This is a genomic window from Burkholderia pseudomultivorans, from assembly GCF_001718415.1.
Classification (GTDB): Bacteria; Pseudomonadota; Gammaproteobacteria; order Burkholderiales; family Burkholderiaceae; genus Burkholderia; species Burkholderia pseudomultivorans_A.
Genome location: NZ_CP013377.1, coordinates 474,256 through 491,050 on the forward strand (window position 1 = coordinate 474,256; position 16,795 = coordinate 491,050).

The window sequence follows — 16,795 nt, forward strand, 5'->3', positions numbered from 1 at the left end:
CGATCGGCCGCCGGTGGCCGATCGGCCCTGCGCAACCCGCGCCGTGCGTCATGAACGACTGGCCGCGACACCGGACGCGGGGATGAAAACCAAACGGGCCGCCGCCGCCGGATCACGATCCGGCCCCGGCCGGCCCGTTCGGCCTACTTCTTCCGCATAAAGCGCAGCGCGAGGCGCGCCATGCGCGGGACGAACGTCGGACGCAGCAGGCGCCCGTCGTAGCCGGCCATCCGCCGGTCGTTCTCCGACAGGCACAGTTCGATCAGTTCGCGCGGGTCGAGCGCGTCGCCGACGGCGGCTGTGCCCGTCGCCGGAAAGTTCGCGTCATGCGCGACGCCGTCAGCGTCGATGCCGCGCGCGATGCCGATGCGCTCCCATACCAGGAACGCCCACACCGCCGCGACGCGTGCGAAGAACCATGGCCGGCGCCACCACGGCATGTTGCGCCAGTACCACGCGAACCAGTTCACGAAGAACAGGATGTGGCGGCCTTCTTCCTGGATCACCGGCTCGAAGGTATCGACGAGTTCGGGCGGGAAGTAGCCGGAGCGCTGCGCGGAGCGGAACAGCCCGAACGCGAAGAAGCTGTCGATGCATTCGCTGAAGCCCGTCACCATCCACGACCACTCGGGATCCTTCGGCGCGGGATAGGCCGGCTCGGGCGCGAGCTTGATGCCGTACGCGTCGACGAGCTTCGACAGGACGACCTTGTGGCGCGCTTCCTCGCTGCCGTCCATGTCGAGCGCCTGCCGCAGCAGCGGATCGTCGACGGTCGCCGCGAACGTCGCGACGCGGATCGACGCGCGCCCTTCCGTCTGGACCGCGATGTCCCAGATCGGCAGCGACGTGAGCCGTTCTAGCTCGTTCGGCTTGAGCGGCGGCCAGTCGATCACGGCCGGCTTGTACGGGTTGTGTGTATCGAGCAGCATGCGGCAGAACATCTGCTTGTGCGCATCGGAACCGATCCGGACCGGACCCGTTCTCTCGAAGGTCCAGTTGCGCATCGCGTGATCTGCTGCTGCATGCTCTTCGTGCAGCGTGTCAGTCATGGCTGTTGTTATGCGATTACGGATCGAAAGATTCTCACATAGCTTCCGTATTCGCGTATTTTCATGCGGCCATGCGCACGCCGCGCCCCGCGCATCAGGCGTGCGTGTCGACCCAGAGGCGCCCCCAGCGGGACGCATAGGCGAGCGCGTGCTCCTCCTCGAAGAAGAAATCGATCGCGTCGAACGAAACGGCGCGTGACGACGGGCCGCCGCTCGCCTTCTCGATCGTCAGGTTGGCGGCGAACAGCCCGTTCGGCAGCCGGGCGGCGGCGGGGGCGACTTCGTAGCCCTTGTAGCGGATCGTGCGGTTCATGGCTTGCGCGAAGAAGGTTCGGGCTTTCAGCGTACGAAATCCCGCGGCCCGCGTGAACCAATCTTTCGGCCAATGCAAATCAGGAGTCGGGCCGAATCCTTATCGGCGGGCGGGTGCGTGTGCGCTTGTGTCGGCGGGGCGGTATCCGCGGCGGCGTGCCGCAGATGCGCCGCCCGCGCGGGCGAATCTCGTCGGCCGGACGCGGGCAGCGGCAAGGACGGAGGCGTTACTTGTTGTTGGCGATCTTCAGCACGGGCGCGAGCGCATCGACCGACGCCGCGTGCGACGCGGCGCGATGCGACGCGAAGGCGAGCGCGAATTCGGCGGCCTGCGCGCCGACCGTCTCCAGCTGCGCGACCACCTTCGGGTCCGAGCAGCTGTCGGCGCTGTCGAAACGCGTTTCGAGCGTATTGACGGTGGCGCCGAACGGCGTCGGCCAGCCGCGCAGCGCGTGCACGATCGAGCGCAGCGAGGTCAGCACGGTGCCGGCCGCCTGCCAGCCGTAGGCGGTGACGATCAGGCCGACCGCGCGGCCGTCGAGGTAGGGGCGTTCGTCGGCGCGCAGTTCCTCGAGCGTGTCGAGCGCGTTCTTCACGAGGCCCGAGACGCCGCCGTGATAGCCGGGCGTCGCGATGATGATCGCGTCGGCCTCGCGCACCGCGTCGATCAGCTCGCGCTGCGCGTCGGTCAGCGTCTTGTGCTCGGGGGCGTAGTGCGGCAGCGTGTGCAGGAACGGGCCGTCGAACAGGCGCGTGCGTGCGCCGGCTGCCTGCGCGCCGCGCAGTGCGAACGACAGCGCGCGCTCGGTCGACGACGCTGCGCGGGTGGTGCCGCCGATGCCGACGACGAACGGGCGGCGGTGTTGATCGAATGCAGTCAAGGGGCGCTCCTCAGCGATGGCTTGCCCGGCTAAGCACAGGCTTAAAACAGCATGGTAACGACCCCGCAGCCGCTGTGAAAACGACTTTTCGTTCTATCGATATGCCGTGCAGCCGGGTGGATCCTGCGTGCGGCGGCGCAGATCGATAGCAGAAATGCTTGGTTGGGATGATGCGTCGTCGTCGATATGATGAATCCGTCTCCTCCATGATGTCTCTACTGACATGGGTTGGCCCCGCCGCGCGGATGCAGGCGGGGCTTTTTTTCGTTCCGCGCAAGCTCATTCGCCGCCGCTGCGCGTGGTGCCGCTGCCGCGCGTGAGTCGCCACGCGATCGTGCCGAGCACGCCGACCGCGGCGACCAGCGCGCCCCACAGCACGTAGCGGCGCTTCGCGTCGGTATCGACGTCGACCGGCGCCGGCGGGGGCGCCGCGACCGGCAGCGCGGCGCCGACGCGCGCGGGCCGGACCTCGGGCGCCATGCCGACCAGCAGCGCGTCGCGCCCCACGGCCGAGGATACCAGCGACGCATTGCCGACGCCGAGCGTGAACGGCGGCGCGCCGCGCGCGACGAAGGTCAGCGCGGCCGGATGCCAGCCGATCGAGATCGCGGGCTGGCCGCCGCCGAGCCCGCCGTTGCGCATGTCGACGACGAGCCGCCACGCGCGGTCCGTATTCGCGGCGAACGCGAGCGGCGGATTGCGCTGCTCGCCGGCCTTGCCCTGCAGCCGGAACAGTGCGACGTCCGCGACGTCGCGCCACGGCGTCTGCGCGTCCGGCCGGCTCTGCAATGTCGCGCGCGCGACGGTGTTCGGCTGCGGCAGCTCGATGCGCAGCCGGTCGACCGGATACGCGCCGTCGGTCTCGAACCGGTATTCGCCCGCCGCATCGCCGGCCCGCACGTGGACGGCATCGCGCCATTGGCGCGGCACGGCCGCGGCGTCGGTCGCGCGCGCGTCGCGCGGATGCGTTTCCACCTCGATCGACGCGATCGCAGGGGCGCCGTCGAGCCAGTTCAGCCGCAGATAGCGCGGCGCGGCGCCGTCGAGCGCGATGCGCTCCTGCACCAGCATCGCGTCGCCGCGACCGACCTTCAGCAATTGCGTATCGCCGAGCAGGCGCCAGCTTCGCAGATCGTCGCTGGCTTCGACGGCGACGCAGCCCTGGTAGCTGTCGTCGCTCACGTGCACGAGCAGCGCGTCGGGCTGGCCGTCCGCATGCGACAGGTCGACGAGATCCGCGCCGTGCTTCGCGCGCGAAGGCGCGGCGACGGCCGCCCGCAACGATCCGTCGGGCCCGACCGACACGCCGAGCGGCGCGTGGCCGTCGTCGGCGCGGGCGGCCGGCAGCGGAAACCAGTGCACCGGCACACGTGCCGGCGGCGCTGCGGGCGTCGCGGCGGCCGGCGCGTCGAGCGAATACGGCACCGGCTCGCCCGCGCCGTTGAACACGCGCACGTCGCCGAGATCGGCGCGCCGGCTTGCCGCATAGACGGGCTGCGGCACGGTCAGCTGGTAGTACGCGGCGTTGCCGTCGAGGTCGAGCGCAAAACGCTGCGCGACGCGATCGGCGGGCGGCGCACCGTCGGCCGCCGCCGCGAACGACGCCAGCAGGCTCAGTCCGAGCAGGGCGGTAAGCGACTTCATGGGGTGTCTTCGCGATGGGCCGCGGCCTTCGGCGGCAGCGGCGAGAAATAACCGATCAACAGCAGCAGCACGCCGATGCCGATGAACGACACGATGCGTTCGATGCCCGTCACGTGCGACAGGTCGAACAGGAACAGCTTGACGACGGTCAGCGCGAGCAGCGCGGCGCCGACGAACCACAGCGGACGCAGCCCGCGGCGCGTCGCCCAGATCATCGTCGCGAGCGCGCAGAGCGTCCAGTACACGGACACCGAGGCCTGCACGAGCGTCGACGCCGCCATCGCGCCGAATTCGTACGGCACGCCGGTCCAGTGATGCAGCGTGCGCAGCAGGATGGCGTTCAGCCACAGGAACGCGGTGGCGCCGGCGGCGCTCAGCAGTTCGACGCGATAGTTCTCGAACGACCAGCCGAAGCGGCGCACGCGCACGAACCACGACACCGCGAGCGCATAGACGACCACCAGCACCAGGTCGAGCGGATTGAACAGCGGCACGCGCGCCCAGCTTCCGCCGTCCTGCGTGAAGTTCGCGTAGAAGGTCCACACCCACATCACGACGACGAGCGGCAGCGATGCGAGCGCGCACGCGCGCGCGATGCCGTCGCGGCGCGTCAGCCACATCCCGGCGAACGCGAACAGGCTCCAGCCGACCATGAACACCTGCTGGAGGCCGAACGACGCGAGCACCGTATCGACGTCGTACGGCAGGTGGAAACGGTGATGCAGCGTGCGCAGCAGCAGCGCGTTGAACCACAGGAATGCGGTCGCGATCGCCGCGAAGTCGACGACGCGCGCATGCCATTCGATACCGAGCGATTTCAGTCGGCGCAGCCATGCCGCGATCGCGACGAACACGAGGCCCTGCGCGACGTCGAGCGGATTGAGCAGCGGCAGCCAGAACAGCGGCGCCGCGTCGCCGTCGCTCGTCACGCTGGCGATGCTCCACGCCCACAGCAGCACGGCGAGCGGCGCCGCGCCCCACACCTGGTACGCGCGCGGAAACGCCGCGACAGGCCAGCGCAGCCGCGAGCCGGGGACGGACACCAGCAGGAGCAGCACGCCGAAGCCGTACGCCCAGGCGCTCCAGCTCCATGCGCCTTCGGGCACGAACGTGCGCAGGCGCCAGAACCCTTCGAGCGACAGCAGTCCGCACAGCGTCCAGAACATCAGTGTATGCAGCGGCGCGATCAGGTTGGCCAGCAAGCCGGCGACGTGGCCGGGAGCCGCCGCCTCTTTCGCGGCGTTGTCGATGGCGCCGTCGCGCGACTGACGCCACAGCAGCGCATAACACGCGATCACGGCAATCGGCCAGGCGAACGCGCCCATGCCCGACAGCGGCGCTTCGAGCGCTTCGTATGCACGCATCGCGAGCAGCGCGAGCACCGGCGTCAGGGCCAGCGCGGGCCATTCGGCGAGCGGCCATGCCAGCCGGCGGCGCGCGACGTGTGCGAGCCACGCGGTGCCGGCCGCGAACAGCGCGATCGTGTCGACGACGAAGCGGTCGGCATGCAGATCGACGTGCCGGCTCGCGTACAACAGGATTTCATGAAGGCCGCCGCTGATCCACCACAGCAAGCCCCACGCGGCGGCCGCGGCGCCGATCTCCGGCGTCCATGCGCGCCACGCGCGCGCCTCGTCGCGCCCGTGCAGCCACCAGCCCGTAAACAGGCCGGCGAGCGCGATCAGCAGCATCGCGATATAGGCGCTGTTGAGCACCGGCAGCGCGTTCGCGTCGCCCGGTCCGAGCAGGCTCGTGAAGAACGCGCCGGCGGCCGCGACCTGCATCAGCAGACCGAAGCAGAACGGCGCGAGACGCTTCTCGCGCACCGCGATCCAGACCAGCGCCGCGCCCTCGATCGCCCAGGCTGCGCTGGTCGTCGGGCCGGAGAAGGCGAGCGGCACCGCGAGCGTCGCGAAGATCACCGCGAGCGCGAGCATCGCTTCGAACAGCAGCGCGAGGCGCGCGCGCCGCCGCGCGAGCCACGCGGCGACTGCGACGTAGAACGCCGACAGCGCGACGGCGCTCCACGCGAGCCCGAACGGCATGTCCTTCACCAGCGCGGCCTGCAGCGCGGTCGCGACGATCGGCGTGCCGAACACGAGCGTGCCGTCCACGTAGTGCCGGAGCGCCAGTTCGCGCCGCACCGCGTAGAGCAGCGCGATGCCCACGTACATCAGGAAGAACAGCAGCAGAAACGGTTCGGTGCTGGCGAACAGCGCGGGGCGGTACGCGGTCACGCCCCATGCGGAGCCGATCGTGAACGTGAACACGAAACCGAGCAGGTTCAGCGGCCGCCATGCCTTGAACCATGCGATCGCGAAGATGCCGGCGTTCAGCAATGCGTAGTAACTGAACAGCGCGACGTGACTGCCGTGGCCGGTCGACAGCAGCACCGGCGCGAGAAAGCCGCCGGCGCTGCCCATGAAGGCGAGCGGCAGCGCATTCTGCTTCACCGCGAGGAACGCGCTCAGCGCGCAGACCGCGACCATCAGCGGGAACGCCGCGCCGACGGGCAGCAGCGCATAGAGCTTGGTCGCGGCGAAGATGGTCAGGTACAGGATGCCGACCCCGCCGCCTTGCAGCACCAGGCCGTATGCTGCGCGGCGCGCACGCATGCGCCAGCCGAGCGCGAGCAGCGCGGCCGCGCCGAGCGCCGTGCCCGCGAGGCGGAATTCGATCGGCAGCAGGTTGTTGTCGGCCGCGTACTTGAGCAGGGACGCGACGCCGAAGAACAGCACGATGATCCCGACGCGCACGACCGTGTTGCCGCCGAGCAGCCAGTCGCGCGCCGCGCGGAACGCGCGTTCGGCGAAACCGGGTTCGCGCGGCACGGGCGCGGCGGGGCGAGGCGGCGTGGCGGGCGTCGGTGCGGCGGCGGGGACGTCGTTCGTGCGTGGCGTTGCAGCTGGCATCGACGTCGCGAGCGGAGCGGGCGTCGGTGCGGGTGCAGAGGGGGATGCCTGCGCGGCCGGGCGCGCGGCCGCCGGTTGCGCAGGCGGGCGCGGCGGTGGTGCGGCAGGTGTGGCAGATGCGGCAGGTGCAGGCGCCGGCGGCGCGGCCGTGACGCTGGCCGTGGTCGAAGCGGCCGCAACCGCGCCGGCAGCCGTCGTCCCGGCCTTCGCGCCGGCCAGCTGAGCACGCAGCGAGGCGACTTCGCGGTTCAGCGATTCGACCGTCGCCTCGAGGCGCGCGACGCGATCGGCGAGGGGCACGACCGGCTGTTGCGGCTGCGCGGGCAGCGCGAACGGATCGCGTGAGGTGTTGTTGCCGTCGTTGTCGCCGCGCTTGCGCCGCCGCAGCATATGGCCGACCCAGAAGCCGGCCACCGCGCCGAGCAGCGAGCCGTTGGCGGCCGAGAAATCCCCGATCAATGCGGCGATGCCGCCCACGACGAAGCCGATTACGGCAAAGGCCCAGTTCATCGCCTTGCTCCCTCTCTCTATCTTTATCGTCCTTCGATCGCGGGTCGTGCCGGATCGAGGTTGTGTCGGCACGGCCGGCAGGCGAACCGGCTTGCGTGCATCGTCAGCGGGGCGTCGCGCCACAAGGGCGCGCGGCCTCGCTGGATTGCGGGGAATGTATCACAGCTGGCGACGGCGATTTTCAAGGTTGGAGCGGCGTCGCGACGGGCGCGCGATCGGGTCGCGGCGCAGGTCTCGCGTCGCTTTTGCGGACGGTCATGCTTTTTATTGGCGAGTCGGTCTGATCGGACGTGAAATTGTCGCAAAGCGACGCGCGTGCGCTCGGGCTTGTCGCAAAAGAGCGCCTCGCGAGGCATCCGCTGCTGCGCACAAGACGGCGATGCAATGCCCGTCGTTGCTGGCTGTACGCGTTTTGCATCGCCGCAATCGGGGGCCGCCGCAGGCGCCTGCCCGCCCGGCGGGGCTGTGGGGTGTGTCGTATTTGCGCAAGCGTTTGTCGTAATTCGTCGGCAGGCCGGGGTTTTTTCTGGCAACTATGTAGGCACGCTGTGACACGCGTGAGTCCCCGCTACACGAGGAGAAGGTTTCGATGGATGCCCCCAAGGTCGTAGTCGAAGGTCTGTGCAAGGTGTTTGGAAGTAATCCGCAACAGGCGCTCGACATGCTCGCCGCCGGTGCGACGAAGGACGACGTACTGAAGCGCACGGGCCAGGTTGTCGGCGTGCACAACGTATCGTTCGACGTGCAGGAAGGCGAAATTTTCGTGCTGATGGGCCTGTCCGGCTCCGGCAAATCCACGCTGATCCGCCTCGTGAACCGGCTGGTCGATCCGAGCGCCGGCAAGGTGCTGATCGACGGGCTCGACGTCGCGTCGGCACGCCGCTCGGCGCTGACCGCGCTGCGCCGCAAGGACATGAGCATGGTGTTCCAGTCGTTCGCGCTGATGCCGCATCGCTCCGTGGTGTCGAACGCGGCGTTCGGCCTCGAGGTTGCCGGCGTCGGCAAGAAGGAGCGCGAACGGCGGGCGATGGAAGTGCTCGAACAGGTCGGCCTCGCCCCGTTCTCGCACAAGCTGCCGTCCGAGCTGTCGGGCGGCATGCAGCAGCGCGTCGGCCTCGCTCGCGCGCTGGCCGTGAACCCGTCGCTGATGATCATGGACGAGGCGTTCTCCGCGCTCGATCCGCTCAAGCGCCGCGAGATGCAGGACGTGCTGCTGCAACTGCAGAAGGAGCAGCGCCGCACGATCATGTTCGTGTCGCACGATCTCGAGGAAGCGCTGCGCATCGGCAACCGCATCGCGATCATGGAAGGCGGCAAGCTCGTGCAGGTCGGCACGCCGCAGGACATCATCGCGAACCCGGCCGACGACTACGTGCGCGCGTTCTTCGACGGCATCGACACGAGCCGCTACCTGACGGCCGGCGACCTGATGCAGACGGGCGCGGTGCCGATCGTGTCGAAGTGCGATGCCGCGCACGTCGCCGCGACGCTGAACGGCAGCGCCGAATACGCGTTCGTGCTCGACGCCGAACGCAAGCTGCGCGGCTTCGTCACGCGCGATGCGATCGGTCAGGACACGCCGGCGGTGCGGCCGATCGAAAGCATCCGCCGCGACGCGACGCTCGATCACGTCGTCGCCCGCGTGGTGGCGAATCCGAACGCACTGCCCGTCGTCGACGACGACGGCTGCTACTGCGGCTCGGTCGACCGCGCTCTTATCCTGAAGGCCATCACGCGTTCGCGAGGTTCCCATGTCTGAAATGATTCCGCTCGGTAGCTGGGTCGACCAGTCCGTTCACTACCTGCTCGATCACGACGCGAAGACCTTCGACGCGATCGGTCAGGCGATCGAGGGCCTCGCGGCATTCGTCGAGCATGGGCTGCAGGCGATCCCGATGTGGCTGATGATGGCGATCTTCATCGGCATCGGCCTGTGGCGGGTGGGCTGGCGCTTCGCACTGTTTACGACCGCGTCGCTGCTGCTGATCTTTGCGACCGGCTTCTGGGACCAGACCGTCATCACGCTCGGCCTCACGCTGTCGTCGACGATCATCAGCCTCGTGCTCGGCATTCCGCTCGGCATCTGGGCCGCGAAGAGCAAGTGGGTGGCCGCGGTCGTGCGTCCGATCCTCGACCTGATGCAGACGATGCCGGCCTTCGTCTACCTGATTCCGGCCGCGATGCTGTTCGGCCTCGGCCGCGTGCCGGGGATCCTGTCGACGGTGATCTTCGCGATGCCGCCGGCCGTGCGCCTGACGAGCCTCGGCATCCGCCACGTGAACCGCGAGATCGTCGAGGCCGGCCAGGCGTTCGGCTGCACGCCGTGGCAGCTGCTGTACAAGGTGCAGTTCCCGAACGCGCTGCCGTCGATCATGCAAGGCGTGAACCAGACGATCATGATGGCGCTGTCGATGGTCATCATCGCGTCGATGGTCGGCGCGGGCGGCCTCGGCAACGACGTGCTCGCGAGTATCCAGCGCCTGGACATCGGCCTCGGTTTCGAAAGCGGCCTGTCGGTCGTGCTGCTCGCGATCATTCTCGACCGCATCACCGAAAGCTTCGGCCGCGCACCGGGCACCGTCCGCGCACCGCTGTTCTCGGGCCTGAAGCAGCTGTTCCGCGTGAAGGCCGAAACCGCGCAGGCCTGATCTGATCGACCGGCGGCCGGCGCCTCTCGTCCGGCCGCCTTCCTCCACTCAAGCACCGGCTCCCGCGGCATGCGCCGCGGGGCGGGGCTTCTGCAACCTCGTCGATAGGAGACCGATGTGACGTCCGCCGCCGCTGTCGCGCCCGCTGCCTGCGTTTCACCGGTTTCGTCCCTTGCGCACTTCGGCTTCCTGACGCTGCCGAACTTCTCGATGATCGCGTTCTCGAGCGCGGTCGAAGTGCTTCGGATGGCGAACTACGTGGCCCGGGAAGACCACTACCGGTGGTCGATCTACTCGCTCGACGGTGCGCCCGTGCATGCGAGCAACGGGATCGCGGTGCGCCCGACGCAGGCGCTCGACTACACGCGCCTGCCCGACGTGATGATCGTGTGCGGCGGGATCCGCATCCGCGACGTGGTAGACGACGGCGCGCGCGATACGCTGGCGGCGCTCGCCGAGCGCGGCCTGCCGCTCGGCGGGATCTGCACCGGCGCGTATGCGCTGATGTCGAGCGGGCTGCTCGACGGCTATCGCTGCACCGTGCATTGGGAAAACCTGTCCGCGCTGCATACCGAGTTTCCGCAGGTGGGCTTCGCCGACGAATTGTTCGTCGTCGATCGCGACCGGCTGACCTGCACCGGCGGCACCGCGCCGCTCGACCTGATGCTGAACCTCGTCGGGATGCGCTTCGGCCAGCAGCTTGCCGCGCAGGTATCGGAGCAGTTCATCCTCGAACGCATCCGCAGCTCGACCGACACGCAGCCGATCCCGGTCGACGCCCGCGTCGGTTTTTCGCGCGCGGAGCTTATCGAGGTCGTGCGGCTGATGGAAGCGAACATCGAGGAGCCGCTGTCGCTCGAGGAACTTGCGCGGCTCGTGCGCCTGTCGCAGCGGCACCTGCAGCGGATGTTCAAGGTGTACCTGAACGTGTCGCCGACCCACTATTACCTGACGCTGCGGCTCAAGCGCGCGCGCGACCTGCTGCGCACGACCGACGCGTCGATCGCGCGCGTGACGACCGTCTGCGGCTTCCATTCGCCGTGTCATTTCAGCAAGGCCTATCGTGCGCAGTTCGGCCATGCGCCGAGCTACGAACGCCGGCTGCCGGGGCGCTGACCGGCCCGAATCATCCGCTGCGCGGAGCGCGGCGGCAGGTCCGCGACGCCGCCGGGATCGCGGCGCGCGGCTTTCATGACGATCCCGTACTCGTGCAAACAGCATCACTTAGAGGAGAAGAAAGATGAAGCGCCTATTGATCGCAGCGGCATGTGGCGTCGGGATCGCCGCCGCACCGGTGTCGGCCGTTCATGCGGCCGATCCGCCGGTGTGCAGGAACGTCCGGTTCGCGGACGTCGGCTGGTCCGACATCGCCGCGACGACGGGCCTTGCGTCGACGATGCTGCAAGGGCTCGGCTACAACCCGACGAAGACGATCGCGTCGGTGCCGATCACGTTCGCGGGGATCAAGAGCAAGCAGATCGACGTGTTCCTCGGCTACTGGTCGCCGACGATGGACCCGATCATCCAGCCGTTCACGAAGGCCGGCACGATCAAGGTGCTCGCGACGCCGAACCTGACCGGCGCGAAGTACACGCTCGCGGTGCCCGACTACGTGTACCAGGGCGGCCTGAAGTCGTTCGCCGACATCCAGAAGTACGCCGACAAGCTGAACGGCAAGATCTACGGGATCGAGCCGGGCAACGACGGCAACGCGCTGATCAAGAAGATGATCGACGGCAACCAGTTCGGGCTCGGCAAGTTCAAGCTCGTCGAGTCGAGCGAGGCCGGGATGCTGGTCGAGGTGAATCGCGCGATCCGCGACAAGCAGTGGATCGTGTTCCTCGGCTGGGAGCCGCATCCGATGAACGTGCAGATGAAGATCGACTACCTAAGCGGCGGCGACGACGTATTCGGCCCGAACTACGGCGAGGCGAAGGTGCTGACGGCGACGCCGCCCGACTATGCGCAGCGCTGCCCGAACGTCGCGAAGTTCGTGTCGAACCTGCAGTTCACGACCGCGATCGAGAACCACGTGATGGTGCCGATCATGAACAAGGAAGACCCGAACAAGGCGGCGGCCGCGTGGCTGAAGGCGAACCCGCAGATGCTCGACAAGTGGCTGGCCGGCGTGACGACGATCGACGGCAAGCCGGGGCTGCCCGCAGTGAAGGCGTATCTCGGCGTGCATTGAGCGTCGCGACGATCGGCGCGGCCGCCGGCGCGGCGGCCAGCGCGGCCGCCGACGCGCCTGCCGCTGCGGCGGCGTGCCGACATGGCGACACGCGGCCCGTTCGCGCGATGCGGGCGGGCCGCGTCGTTTTTCAGCGCGGCCGGGTCGCCGCCGGCACGTCGAACACGCGATCGAACGCCCACTGGAACACGAACGCGTAGCAGAAGAAGAACGCGAACAGCGCGATATCGACGACGAATGCGTCGAACCACGAGATCTCGAGCCACCACGACACGACCGGCACCAGGATGAAGATGAGCCCGCCCTCGAAGCCGGCGGCGTGAAGGATGCGGCGGCCCAGTGTGCGCGTGCGCCGTCTGCGCGACGCCTCCCAGCGCTCGAACAGCGCGTTGAAGACCAGGTTCCACAGCATCGCGATCGCGGACATGGTCGCCGACAGCGCGCCCGAATAGACGAGGTCCTGCTTGAAGACCGCCGAGATCGCGGGCGAGATGCAGGCAATCGCGATCGCTTCGTAGAGCACCGCCTGCGTGATCCTGCGCGGTAGGCCTTGCACCGTGTTCCTCCGTCGACGGCCAGCGTCGCGGCGGCATGTCGCGACGTTCCGCAAGGCTACGTGCGTTGCGGACGCGCCTCAATTGACCTAATCTCACCCCGATTGAATCGAATTCAACCCGGCTGCGGCCGGCCCGCGAGGCGTCGTGTTCTCGAAAATTCCCCTGACCGCGTTGCGTGTATTCGAATCGTCCGCGCGGCTCGGTACGTTCAAGGCCGCCGCAGACGAACTGGCCGTCACGCCGGCTGCGGTATCGCATCAGATCAAGTCGCTCGAAGGCCGGCTCGGCGTGCTGCTGTTCGAGCGCAACGCAGGCGGCGTGCGGCTTACGGGCGACGGCGAGCGGCTGTTCCGCGCGTGTCACGACGCACTGCTCGGATTGAGCCGCGGGCTCGACGCGGTGCGGCCGGATGCGGGCGGCGCGCGTGCGCTCGTGCTGACCACCACGCCCGCGTTCGCCGCGATGTGGCTGATTCCGCGTCTCGGCCGGTTTCGCGGCGTCGATCCGCACCTGAACATCAAGGTCGAAACCGGCAATGCGCTCGTCGATCTGGAGCGCGACGCGCGCGTCGACCTGGCGATCCGCGCGACGTCGCGCACGTTTCCGGCGCTGCACGAGATCGCGCTGATCGACGAATATTTCGGTGCGTATGCGGCGCGCGGCTTCGACGCGCACCGCAGCGGCGAACGGCTCGACCTGATCGAGACCGTGTGGGAGACGCCGCTGCCGACGACGATCGACTGGCCTTCGTGGTGCCGCGCGGCCGGTCGCGACGCGTGGCTCGAACGCGCGGTGTTCCGGCATTACGACGACGAGCAGTACGCGCTGCAGGCCGTGCTGCACGGGCAGGGCATCGCGCTCGCGAGTTCGGTGCTGGCCGCCGAGCACGTCGAGCGCGGCGCGCTGGCGCCGATCGAGCCGTCGGTGCGGCTGGACGGCGCGCGCTTCGTCGCGCTGTGCCGGCCGGGGCGCGAGCGCGAGCCGCGGGTGCGGCGGTTTCTCGACTGGCTGGCAGATGAAATCGCGCTGACGCGCGCGGCGGTCGCGCGGATCGGCGCACGTGCGTGAGCGGGGCGGGCGCAGTGCCCGGGCAGCAAACGGCGAACCCGCGCGGCGCACGGAGACCGGGCGCGTAGTTCGACGCAGCCGGTCTCGCGCGGCTGGCCGAAGCCGCCCGCGCCGCCTGCCGTCACCCGAACCGGACGCAATAGATCGGCGGCAGGTGCGCGGACACCTGCTGCCAGTTTTCTCCGCCGTCTGCGGACGTCCATAACCCGCCGGTCGTCGATCCCATCGCGAGGCGCGTGCCCGAGTCGTCGACCGCGAGCCCGTGCCGGTACACGAGATCGTAGGCGGGCGCGGGCGGCAAGCCGTTCGAGAATGGCTCGAAGCTGCGGCCGCCGTCGCGCGTGCGCGTGACGACGAACTCGCCGTTCACCGGAATCCGGCAGGCGTCCTTCACGGCAGGCACGAACCACGCGGTGTCCGGCTCGCGCGGATGCACGGCGACCGCGAAGCCGAAGCTCGACGGCCGGGCCTCGATCCGCTGCCAGTGCGCCGCGCCGTCGGTCGAGCGGAAGATCGCGCAATGATGCTGCGTCCACAGCACGTCCGGCGCGGCCGCGCACTGGACGACGCGGTGCGGATCCTGCACGTTCGCCTCGCCGCGCCGCTCGGGCGGCATGTAGTCGGCCTCCATGCCGTCGGCGCTCACGCGCCAGGTCGCGCCGCCGTCGCCGGTTTGCCAGACGCCGCCGCACGAGATGCCGACCGTCACGTGCCGGCTGTCGCGCGGATCGACCATCACCGAGTGAATGCCCGGCGCATCGTAGCCGCCGCCGAACCATTCGCGCCGTTCCGGGCGATCCCACAGCGCGCGGTTGAGCGTCCAGGTGTCGCCGCAGTCGTCGGAGCGGAACAGGCCGCCGGGAATCGTGCCGGCCCACAGCACGCCCGGTTCGTCCGCGCCGCCGGCTTCGAGCGACCAGATCTGCTGAAGCGACCATGCGGGGCCGGGCGCGGACGGCGGCGCGTCGTCTTCGTCGGTGGCGGAGCGGGCATCCGCAGCGGTTTCGTCGGCGGGCTGCGGCGGATAGACCGGAACCGCGCACGCTTCCCAATCGGCGGCGCCGCTTCGCAGACGATGCAGCTTCACGCCGAAATGACCGAGATTGAGCGCGGCATAGAGCGTGCCGTCGCGCGGATCGGCGAGCGCCATGCTGACCGGCTCGCCGACGAAATGCGGCGCGTCGAGCGACCAGCCGCCGGCGCCGTCGGCCCGCAGCACGAACAGCCCCTTGCGGGTGGCGACAAGCAATCGATCGTTCATGCCGGGTGTCTCCTTGTCTGTTGCGGGTTCGAATGGCGCGTGCGGCACGCGGGCCGCTCAGGATCGAACCCTTTATCCGCCGGACAGTGCCTGCACGACATAGACGCGGCTCGCGGCGTCGAGCGCATCGGACAGATGCTGCCGGTCGCGCACCGGCCGGCCGTCGATGAACACCGCGAGATGCTTTCGCAGCGCGCCCTGGTCGTCGAGGATGTAGCCGCGCAGTCGGGGCTGCTCGCCGAACACCGTCTCCAGCGCGTCGCCGAGCGTGCGCGCGTCGACGTCGCGCTCGGGCGTTTCGATATGCCGCTGGATCGAAGCGGCGAAGAAAAGGTGTGCCATCGCGGGTCGCCGGAAAGGGGGCCGCGCGCAGGCGGGCGGCGGCCGTCGGTTCTGTAGTGTAGGCGATCCGTAGGGTGCTGCGCGACCTTGCGTCGCCGGCAGACCCTAGACCGGAATCGATCCGCCGCGAATGCGAATGCCGAGCCGCACGACGCCGATCACCGCATTCGACAGCCATGTAAGCAGGCGCGGCATCCCGCGCCGGCGAATGTCGAGCAGCAGCACGATCCGCACTTCGTCGCTGTCGTTCCACACCTCGTGCTCGAACGTGTCGTCCCACAGCAGGAAGCGGCCTTCGTCGAGCCGGTACTCGCGACCGTCGACCTTCAGCACGGCCGCCGGCGTGCCGTCCGCGCGCTTCGGCATCGACAGCACGAGATAGCCGCGCAGGATGCCGCGGAACGGGCCGCGATGCGGCGGGATGTGCTTGCCCGGCGCGAGGAACGACAGCGATGCCGACAGCACGTCCGGCGACGCCGCGACGAGCGACGCGACGCTCGGGCAGCGCGACAGGTTGCGCGGAAACGGCTGCCCGTACGCCTGCATGATGAACATGCGCCAGTCGCGTGCGTCGTTGGCCGAGATGTCGCGCTGCTCGCTCATGATTTCGTGGAAGCGCGGGATGCGCGGCAGGTCGCGCGCGACGACCAGCGCTTCGGCGCGGATCGCCGGCCACGCGCGAACGAAACGATCGGCGTCGGGGAAGGCGGCCGTATCGAGCACGGCGCCGCTGTCGAGATGGCGGTCGTACAGCGTGCGCAGCAGGCCGGCGGCGTAATCGTAGACGGCGGACATGGGCGGTCGATGGCGGTCCGTAGGGTGGCGTCAGTCTGCCCCAGGCACGGTGGCGACTGCGTTACGTCAGGTTACGCCGACTGACGAATCAATGACAGAGAAATGAATGCGCGTGCAGCCGGATGGCGGGAATAAACGATTGGCGGTGCGCGTCCTACGGGTGTGGCAAGTCGTTTTCACCTTCCCGAGGAGCTGACCATGAACACGTCCATGTTGATCGCCGCGTCGATGGCGGTCGTTTCGTTCGCAGGTTTCGCCGCGCCCGCATCGGCGCAGGCGCTGACGCGCGCCGAAGTGCGCCAGGCATTGATCGAGGCCGAGGAGCAGGGTTCGCGCTTCGTGACCGACACGTCGTATCCGGCCGTCAGCCCCTTGTTCGAAGGCGCGGCTGCCGCACTGCAGCGCGACCAGGCGAACAGCGGGGTCGGCGGCCATGCCGGCGGTGCGTCCGAGGCGGGCAGGCCGGCCGCGATGCCGGCGGTCCCGGCTGCCGGCGCGTGTGTGGGCCCGGTGAGCTACTGTTCGGTGTATTTCGGAAGCTGACGCGGCGGCTCGGTCGTTGCGTTCGCATTCGTCACGAAAGCAGGATTCCTGACGATCGGGCGATTCGCCGTGCGCGTCATGC

14 protein-coding genes and 1 pseudogene are annotated in these 16,795 nt (G+C 69.1%); 6 read left to right on the forward strand and 9 right to left on the reverse strand.

Annotated features, from left to right (window positions below; genetic code table 11):
• Nucleotides 1-143: 143 nt before the first annotated feature.
• The 5 genes from WS57_RS02045 to WS57_RS02065 form a co-directional block, all read right to left on the reverse strand.
• A complete protein-coding gene (locus WS57_RS02045) occupies nt 144-1,049 on the reverse strand; it encodes a hypothetical protein (RefSeq protein WP_009687264.1) in 906 nt (301 codons plus the stop codon).
• 94 nt (nt 1,050-1,143) lie between these two features.
• Nucleotides 1,144-1,362 carry a hypothetical protein gene (locus WS57_RS02050; protein ID WP_009687263.1) on the reverse strand — a complete coding sequence of 73 codons (219 nt, stop codon included), beginning with the start codon at nt 1,360-1,362 and terminating at the stop codon, nt 1,144-1,146.
• A gap of 226 nt (nt 1,363-1,588) precedes the next feature.
• Nucleotides 1,589-2,242, reverse strand: a complete 654-nt coding sequence (locus WS57_RS02055; protein ID WP_009687262.1) for an NADPH-dependent FMN reductase — start codon at nt 2,240-2,242, stop codon at nt 1,589-1,591.
• Between the two features lie 279 nt (nt 2,243-2,521).
• A complete protein-coding gene (locus WS57_RS02060; RefSeq protein ID WP_069243679.1) occupies nt 2,522-3,886 on the reverse strand; it encodes a DUF3999 domain-containing protein in 1,365 nt (454 codons plus the stop codon).
• Complete coding sequence (locus WS57_RS02065; protein ID WP_069243680.1) at nt 3,883-7,308, reverse strand: DUF2339 domain-containing protein; 3,426 nt, start codon at nt 7,306-7,308, stop codon at nt 3,883-3,885. Before WS57_RS02065 ends, WS57_RS02060 begins: the two co-directional genes overlap by 4 nt.
• A gap of 442 nt (nt 7,309-7,750) precedes the next feature.
• Here WS57_RS02065 and WS57_RS02070 point away from each other — a divergent pair.
• From WS57_RS02070 to WS57_RS02085, 4 genes and pseudogenes are all read left to right on the forward strand, one after another.
• Nucleotides 7,751-9,067, forward strand: a pseudogene (locus WS57_RS02070) (quaternary amine ABC transporter ATP-binding protein); the annotation flags it as partial.
• Nucleotides 9,060-9,956 (forward strand): choline ABC transporter permease subunit, encoded by an 897-nt coding sequence (gene choW / locus WS57_RS02075; RefSeq protein WP_009692993.1) that lies wholly within the window; start codon nt 9,060-9,062, stop codon nt 9,954-9,956. The pseudogene WS57_RS02070 and the gene choW, both read left to right, overlap by 8 nt.
• Before the next feature lie 117 nt (nt 9,957-10,073).
• Nucleotides 10,074-11,072, forward strand: coding sequence for a GlxA family transcriptional regulator (locus WS57_RS02080; RefSeq protein WP_009692992.1), 999 nt, complete (start codon nt 10,074-10,076; stop codon nt 11,070-11,072).
• 124 nt (nt 11,073-11,196) lie between these two features.
• Nucleotides 11,197-12,147 (forward strand): choline ABC transporter substrate-binding protein, encoded by a 951-nt coding sequence (locus WS57_RS02085; protein ID WP_059606044.1) that lies wholly within the window; start codon nt 11,197-11,199, stop codon nt 12,145-12,147.
• Between the two features lie 130 nt (nt 12,148-12,277).
• Here the strand turns inward: WS57_RS02085 and WS57_RS02090 are convergent, their stop codons facing one another.
• Nucleotides 12,278-12,703, reverse strand: a complete 426-nt coding sequence (locus WS57_RS02090) for a PACE efflux transporter (protein ID WP_059515113.1) — start codon at nt 12,701-12,703, stop codon at nt 12,278-12,280.
• Between the two features lie 145 nt (nt 12,704-12,848).
• Here WS57_RS02090 and WS57_RS02095 point away from each other — a divergent pair, with 145 nt between their 5' ends.
• Nucleotides 12,849-13,772, forward strand: a complete 924-nt coding sequence (locus WS57_RS02095) for a LysR substrate-binding domain-containing protein (RefSeq protein ID WP_059515115.1) — start codon at nt 12,849-12,851, stop codon at nt 13,770-13,772.
• 121 nt (nt 13,773-13,893) lie between these two features.
• On the opposite strand, the gene WS57_RS02100 is transcribed toward WS57_RS02095, so the two are convergent.
• The 3 genes from WS57_RS02100 to WS57_RS02110 form a co-directional block, all read right to left on the reverse strand.
• Nucleotides 13,894-15,033: a WD40/YVTN/BNR-like repeat-containing protein gene (locus tag WS57_RS02100; RefSeq protein WP_059515117.1), complete on the reverse strand. Its 1,140-nt coding sequence runs from the start codon at nt 15,031-15,033 to the stop codon at nt 13,894-13,896.
• 72 nt (nt 15,034-15,105) lie between these two features.
• The gene (locus tag WS57_RS02105; protein ID WP_040131041.1) at nt 15,106-15,375 is read right to left on the reverse strand and encodes a MoaD/ThiS family protein; all 270 of its coding nucleotides are present in this window, start codon (nt 15,373-15,375) and stop codon (nt 15,106-15,108) included.
• 105 nt (nt 15,376-15,480) lie between these two features.
• Complete coding sequence (locus tag WS57_RS02110; RefSeq protein ID WP_040131042.1) at nt 15,481-16,170, reverse strand: aspartyl/asparaginyl beta-hydroxylase domain-containing protein; 690 nt, start codon at nt 16,168-16,170, stop codon at nt 15,481-15,483.
• Between the two features lie 198 nt (nt 16,171-16,368).
• Between WS57_RS02110 and WS57_RS02115 the strand changes: the two genes are divergently transcribed.
• The gene (locus tag WS57_RS02115; protein ID WP_009693996.1) at nt 16,369-16,713 is read left to right on the forward strand and encodes a DUF4148 domain-containing protein; all 345 of its coding nucleotides are present in this window, start codon (nt 16,369-16,371) and stop codon (nt 16,711-16,713) included.
• The last annotated feature ends 82 nt before the right edge of the window (nt 16,714-16,795 follow it).

Bases quoted from the DNA above. Each gene is read 5' to 3' on its own strand.
- WS57_RS02060 (WP_069243679.1), bottom strand. From the start codon at position 3,886: ATGAAGTCGCTTACCGCCCTGCTCGGACTGAGCCTGCTGGCGTCGTTC.
- WS57_RS02105 (WP_040131041.1), bottom strand. From the start codon at position 15,375: ATGGCACACCTTTTCTTCGCCGCTTCGATCCAGCGGCATATCGAAACG.
- WS57_RS02045 (WP_009687264.1), bottom strand. From the start codon at position 1,049: ATGACTGACACGCTGCACGAAGAGCATGCAGCAGCAGATCACGCGATG.
- WS57_RS02115 (WP_009693996.1), top strand. From the start codon at position 16,369: ATGAACACGTCCATGTTGATCGCCGCGTCGATGGCGGTCGTTTCGTTC.
- WS57_RS02110 (WP_040131042.1), bottom strand. From the start codon at position 16,170: ATGTCCGCCGTCTACGATTACGCCGCCGGCCTGCTGCGCACGCTGTAC.
- choW (WP_009692993.1), top strand. From the start codon at position 9,060: ATGTCTGAAATGATTCCGCTCGGTAGCTGGGTCGACCAGTCCGTTCAC.
- WS57_RS02065 (WP_069243680.1), bottom strand. From the start codon at position 7,308: ATGAACTGGGCCTTTGCCGTAATCGGCTTCGTCGTGGGCGGCATCGCC.
- WS57_RS02050 (WP_009687263.1), bottom strand. From the start codon at position 1,362: ATGAACCGCACGATCCGCTACAAGGGCTACGAAGTCGCCCCCGCCGCC.
- WS57_RS02100 (WP_059515117.1), bottom strand. From the start codon at position 15,033: ATGAACGATCGATTGCTTGTCGCCACCCGCAAGGGGCTGTTCGTGCTG.
- WS57_RS02085 (WP_059606044.1), top strand. From the start codon at position 11,197: ATGAAGCGCCTATTGATCGCAGCGGCATGTGGCGTCGGGATCGCCGCC.